Raw genomic sequence first — 991 nt, 5'->3', positions numbered from 1 at the left:
AGCGGCGAGGACGGCGCTTCGGGCCATCCGCTGATGACGGCCGCGGCGATCCGCGAGGCCGCCGGCAATTTTGGCAATTGCGTTGCCGGGATGTGGCCGGATGCCGCACGACGCGGCGTCACGCAGGAGAATTTTCAGCGCTTCACGGCCGGGCTCTCGCCCGACCTGCGCATCATGGACCTGATGGACTCGCAGCCGGAGTTCACCAAGTCGATCTGGGACTATCTCGACATCCTCGTGAACGACAACCGCCTCGCCAAGGGCCGCGAGGTCCTCGCCAAATACAAGGCGCAGTTCGACGCCACCGAAAAGGCCACCGGCGTCGACCGCTACATCATCGCCTCGATCTGGGGCATCGAGTCCAATTACTCGACGCAGATGGGCGACCGCAGCGTGCTGCAATCGACCGCCACGCTCGCCTGCATCGGCCGCCGCCAGGCCTATTTCAAGGACGAGTTCCTGTCCGCGCTGGAGATCGTCAACCGCGGCGACCTCAGACCGGAGCAGATGCGCGGCTCCTGGGCCGGCGCCTTCGGCCCGACCCAGTTCATGCCGACTGCGTTCAAGCGCTTTGCCGTCGATGGCGACGGTGACGGCAGGCGCGACGTCGTCGACAATCCCACTGACCTGATCGCCTCGACCGCCAACAATCTGAAGAAAGACGGTTGGCAGGCCGGTCAGACCTGGGGCTTTGAGGTCGTGGTGCCCCAGGGATTCAACTACATGCTGGCCGATCGCGCCAAGGCGATGACGATCGCGCAATGGGAGAAGCTCGGGCTGAAGCGCCCGACGGGCCAGCCGTTCCCGCATCCGGCCGAGAAGGCCTATCTGCTGGCGCCGGCGGGCGCGCAAGGCCCCGGCTTCCTGATGCTGCAGAATTACCGCGTCATCATGAAGTACAATCCGGCCGAGGCCTATGCGCTGGCGATCGGCCATTTCGCCGACCGCCTGCGCGGCGGGCAACCCTTCGTGCAGCCCTGGCCGCGCCAGG

At 66.1% G+C, this 991-nt stretch carries 1 protein-coding gene; it reads left to right on the top strand.

Annotation, left to right across the window (positions count from 1 at the left end):
• The coding region (locus MOV75_RS39555; RefSeq protein ID WP_247008268.1) for a lytic transglycosylase domain-containing protein at nucleotides 1-991 on the top strand (991 nt) is incomplete at both ends.

This window comes from Bradyrhizobium sp. PRIMUS42 (assembly GCF_023006515.1).
Lineage (GTDB): Bacteria > Pseudomonadota > Alphaproteobacteria > Rhizobiales > Xanthobacteraceae > Bradyrhizobium.
Note: the sequence above shows the minus strand (reverse complement) of the source record. Positions and strands in the feature narration are given on the sequence as shown.